3 protein-coding genes are annotated in these 4,205 nt (G+C 71.8%); all 3 read left to right on the top strand.

Going from position 1 to position 4,205, the window contains the following annotated elements:
• The first annotated feature begins 190 nt into the window (after positions 1–190).
• The 3 genes from ACFXJ8_RS33790 (at position 191) to ACFXJ8_RS33780 (ending at position 3,929) form a co-directional block, all read left to right on the top strand.
• Positions 191–1,363, top strand: coding sequence for a hypothetical protein (locus ACFXJ8_RS33790; protein WP_379648054.1), 1,173 nt, complete (start codon positions 191–193; stop codon positions 1,361–1,363).
• A 298-nt stretch (positions 1,364–1,661) separates the two neighbouring features.
• Positions 1,662–2,477, top strand: coding sequence for an MOSC domain-containing protein (locus tag ACFXJ8_RS33785; protein WP_379648053.1), 816 nt, complete (start codon positions 1,662–1,664; stop codon positions 2,475–2,477).
• 222 nt (positions 2,478–2,699) lie between these two features.
• Complete coding sequence (locus ACFXJ8_RS33780) at positions 2,700–3,929, top strand: MFS transporter (protein ID WP_379648052.1); 1,230 nt, start codon at positions 2,700–2,702, stop codon at positions 3,927–3,929.
• The last annotated feature ends 276 nt before the right edge of the window (positions 3,930–4,205 follow it).

Genomic DNA, 4,205 nt, shown 5'->3' with positions numbered 1-4,205 from the left:
TTCTGGGGGGACTTCTGGGGGGACTTCTGGGGGGACTTCTGGGGGGACTTCTGGGGGGACTTCTGGGGGGACTTCTGGGGGGACTTCTGGGGGGACTTCTGGGGGGATCGACAGCGGTTTCGATGCTTTCGGCGGCTCGACGGGCGGGTTGAGCGGTGGAGCATCCGATGTGAAGAGCGGATTTGATTCGATGAACGGCCCTGGAACCTACGACTCACACGGCGGCCCGCGCAGTTACGACTCGGCGGGCGGTTACGACTCGCTGGGGGGCTATGACTCCCTCGGCGGAGCGTCGGGACCGCATGCCTACGACGCCTTGCGCAGCTCGTCGGACCCCCGCGGCTACGACGCCCTGCGCAGCTCGTCCGACCCTCACGGCTATGACGCGCTCCGCAGCTCGTCCGACCCCCGTGGCTTCCCCGCCGACCCGCTGGGCCCCCCGCCCGCCGGTCCAGGTGGCCCATCCCCGCGCCGCACCGGGCCAGGCACCCCTCCCCCAGGGCCAGGCTCCCATCCCTCGGGGTCCTACCCCTCGGGGCCCGGCGCCGCTCCTGCAGGGCCCGGCTCTGCTCCTGCCCACGGACGGGGAATCCCCGAGCCTCAGCCGATCCTGCCGCTGACCGACAGCCTGCGCACCGGCTCGCCCGCTCCGGTCCCCTGGCCGCTGACTCCAGGCGACGAGCAGCGACCCGCCGACCGCGACGACCTCTCCGGGCGCGGACGCAGGAGGAACGCGGGGGACGGCAGCGGGTGGACGCGCGACGGCCGTCCCACCCCACGCCTGATCGTCACCCTCGTCGCGGTCCTCGGCCTGGCGGCGGTCGCGATCGTCGTCCTCACCACGGGCGGTTCCCCGTCCGAGCCGAACAGCACCCCCACTACCGCGGCCCCCTCCGAACCGGTCAAGCAACCGCTGGCGGCGGTCGCCGTACCCGAGGGGTTCAAGAAGCACACACCCGAGGGCTTCACCGCGGCCGTCCCGTCGGCGTGGAAGCTGTCGGCCTCCGGTGGTGAGGCGATCTTCACGGGTCCGAAGGACTCCGGCATGAAGATCACCGTCGAGCAGGCCTCGCCGCACAAGGACGGCGGGCTGGCCGAACTGACCAGCAAGGAGGCGGACGGCGGGGTCGACGGCTACATCCAGGTCCAGCTGCAGCAGGTGCCATACCGCTCGTGGAAGGCGGCTGACTGGGAGTACCAGTACACGCAGTCCAACGGGGTCCCGATGCAGGTGCTGACCCGGCACGTCACGCTGGACGACAGGGACGCCTTCCAGATCACGTTCACGATGCCGCAGCTCCAGTGGGACGACCAGGCCGAGACCCGCAAGGTCTTCCTGGACACCTTCCGCCCCACCTCCTGACGTCCCCACCAGGCGCCTGTGCCCCTCACCCCCCCGCGAGGAGCACAGGCGTCCCGCCTCGACCTCTCACCCGGAGACCCTCTCCACACACGGCAACCCGGCGCCCACCCGCGACGCGATCCCCTCACCCCATCCTTTGGCCGATCTCCTTACCCCGCGATCCCGCAAGCCGCGGGCTACCCCGCGATCCCGCAGGCCGCGGGCTACCCGGCGAGACCGCGGGCCGCGAGGTGCCCCCTGTTCTCTGGAGCCCGGGGCCAGGAGGAGCCACGTCGTTCGGATGCGCTACCGTCACGCCATGAAGTTGGCCAGCATCCATTTCTTCCCGGTCAAGTCCACCGCAGGTCACGACGTCACCGAAGCCGAGGTGGAGCCGTGGGGGCTGAAGGACGATCGCCGCTACCTGGTCGCCACCCCCGACGGTGCGATGCTGACCGCCAGGGAGGAGCCCCGGCTGCTGGCCTGCAGGGCGGAGCTGTCCGGCGGACGCCTCACGCTCACCGGGCCGCACCGCCCTCCGCTCCTCGTCACCCCCACCTCCCAGCTGAGCGAGGCGCAGGTGTGGCGCACGCGGGTGAAGCTCACCGACTGCGGCGACGAGGCGGCCGAGTGGCTGTCCGCGCTGGTGGACCGGCCGGTGCGGCTGATGTGGCTCGACGACCCCACCCGCCGCCCCGTCAATCCTGAGTACGGCACGCCGCAGGACCGGGTCTCCCTCGCCGACGACTACCCACTGCTGCTCGCCTCCACCACCTCCCTCGACCAGCTGAACGACTGGATCGCCGAAGGGGCCGTCGAACGCGGCGAGGAACTGCCCGAGCCGCTGCCCATGCGCAGGTTCCGGCCGAACGTGGTCGTGTCGGGAGCCGGTACCCCGTTCGTCGAAGACGGCTGGAAGCGGGTGCGCATCGGAGAGGTGAGCTTCCGCGTGACCAAGCCGTGCGCCAGGTGCGTGCTGACCACGATCGACCCTGACACGCTCCAGAAGGGCAAGGAGCCGCTGCGCACGCTCGGCAAGCACCGCAGGATCGACAAGCAGCTGCTGTTCGCCATCAACCTGATCCCCGACGGGCCCGGCACGATCCGCGTCGGCGACCCGGTCACCGCCTCCTGACCCCCAGCCCGCAGTCTGCGACCCCCATCCCACCCGCCACTGACTTCCATCCCGCCGCCCGCTCCCCCCCATCCGCCCGCGCCTGAGCTCCAGCCCTCCGTAAACCCCGCCTCCGCGGATTTGGAAGGATCTTCGCCCGCTATGGGGTGATGTTGGTGGCTATGCGACACTTCACCGGTGACCACCAGCTCCACAAAACCCGAAATACCGTCAGTTGAGGGTGTGCAGCGCCGTACACTCGCCGTCCTCTCCGCCGCGCAGATCACCGGCGGGGTCGGCGTCGCCGTCGGTCTCGCGCTCAGTTCCCTCGTCGTCTTCAAGCTGTCGGGCTCCGAGGCCATCAGCGGTCTGGCCGGAACGGCGACCGTGCTCGGGGCGGCGATCCTTGCGCTGCCCGCCGCGAAGGTCTCCGGCAACGGCGGGCGCAGGGCAGGACTCGGGCTGACCTACGTCGCGGCGCTGACCGGGTGCCTGATCTCGGTGCTGGCGATCACGATCGCCTCGTGGCCGCTGCTGCTCGCCGGGCTGGTGCTGGTCGGCGGCGGCAGCGCGGGCAACCTCGCCGCCCGCTACTCGGCCACGGACCTGTCGCCGAAGGGCCACGCCGCCAGGCACCTGTCACTGGTGGTGTGGGCCGCGACGATCGGCTCGGTCGCGGGGCCCAACCTGGCCGCGCCCACCGACACGTTCGGCATCCGCCTGGGGCTGGTGCCCACGGCGGGCCCCTTCGCGTTCGCCGCGATCTCCTTCGCCGTCGCCCTGCTCATCATCATGGTGGGACTGCGCCCCGACCCGCTCGTCCTCGCCAGACGGCTGAGCGGCACCACGGCTCCGGCCGGAGCGGCGTCCAGGACGATCAAGGACGCCTGGGACACCCTCCGCGCCACCCCCGCCGCCCGCCGCGCGCTGCTGGCGATCGCCGTCAGCCACACCGCGATGGTGTCGGTCATGTCGATGACCCCCGTCCACCTGCACCACGAGGGCGCCAACCTGGAAGTCATCGGGCTGGTGCTCAGCCTGCACATCGCGGGCATGTTCGTGCTGTCACCGGTGGTCGGCTGGGCCGCCGACACCCTCGGCAAGGTGCCCGTGCTGGTGCTCGGCATGGGGCTGCTGCTGGCCGCCGCCACACTCGCGGGTACGGCGGGCGAACACCACGTCGGCCAGGTGACGGCGGGTCTGATCCTGCTGGGCGTCGGCTGGTCGTGCGGCCTGGTCGCGGGCTCGGCCATGCTGTCGGAGGCGGTCGCCATCGAGCGCCGCCCTGCCGTACAGGGCCTGTCGGACCTGCTGATGAACGTCTGCGGCGCGACGGGCACCATCGTGGCGGGCGCGATCGTGGGAGCGCTGTCGTACGGCATGCTCGGCCTGGTCGTGGGAGCCATGGTCACGATCACGGGCCTGTGGCTGGCCCTCAGAGGACGATCAGGCCAGACGGCCCCAACCCCCTGACCGACCGCCCGAATCCTGCCCCACCACCTCTCGGCTCCCAGACTCCAGCCCACCCGCAACACCCCCGGGTCCCCGGCCCCAGCGCACCCCGGCCCCACACCCCCCGGCCCGGGCCCCAACGGGAACCCGCCCGCGACACCCCTGGGCACTCCATCCAGCGCATCCCCAGCCCGGGTCCCAGCGGGAACCCGCCCGCGACACCCCTGGGCACTCCATCCAGCGCATCCCCAGCCCGGGTCCCAGCGGGAACCCGCCCGCGACACCCCTGGGCACTCC

Origin of the sequence: Nonomuraea sp. NPDC059194 (assembly GCF_042754765.1) — a bacterium.
In the GTDB taxonomy this organism is placed as follows: Bacteria; Actinomycetota; Actinomycetes; order Streptosporangiales; family Streptosporangiaceae; genus Nonomuraea.
This window is presented reverse-complemented; position numbering and strand designations above follow the sequence as displayed.

Excerpts from the sequence above, each read along its gene's own strand:
- ACFXJ8_RS33790 (WP_379648054.1), top strand. The coding sequence starts at position 191 with ATGAACGGCCCTGGAACCTACGACTCACACGGCGGCCCGCGCAGTTAC.
- ACFXJ8_RS33785 (WP_379648053.1), top strand. The coding sequence starts at position 1,662 with ATGAAGTTGGCCAGCATCCATTTCTTCCCGGTCAAGTCCACCGCAGGT.